Source organism: Oceanospirillum sediminis, from assembly GCF_014164585.1.
Classification (GTDB): Bacteria; Pseudomonadota; Gammaproteobacteria; order Pseudomonadales; family Halomonadaceae; genus Oceanospirillum; species Oceanospirillum sediminis.
This window is the reverse complement of record NZ_JACJFM010000292.1, coordinates 1-328: the sequence shown is the minus strand read 5'-3', so window position 1 is coordinate 328 and position 328 is coordinate 1. Positions and strand designations below refer to the sequence as shown.

General features: G+C 31.1%; 1 protein-coding gene. It reads right to left on the bottom strand.

Annotated features, from left to right (window positions below):
• On the bottom strand, positions 1 to 288 hold a 288-nt coding region (locus H4O21_RS28730), incomplete at its 3' end, for a hypothetical protein (RefSeq protein WP_220495905.1).
• Positions 289 to 328 lie beyond the last annotated feature (40 nt).

The window sequence follows — 328 nt, the reverse complement described above, 5'->3', positions numbered from 1 at the left end:
AGCTGTGGTTACAATATAATAATCTGGCACTCTACCAATGATATAAATATTAGCCATGTCTTTTAAAGCAAAAACTATTAGGTAAGTTAAAGCTATAAATATACTGAATACTTGGAGTGAATACAGCAACTCAGAAGTTCTCTTATCATTGTGTATGGAATAATATTTTACGTAACTTCTTTGCGAAAAATCTACTAATACCGAAAATAAAGGAACGGCAACCCAAAATAAGGATAATGTACCAAACTCTGGCTTTGTAAGATTATTAGTATAAAATGCAAGTAGCAAAAAAACGACTCCTTTAGAACAGCCTTCACCTAAAAGATAA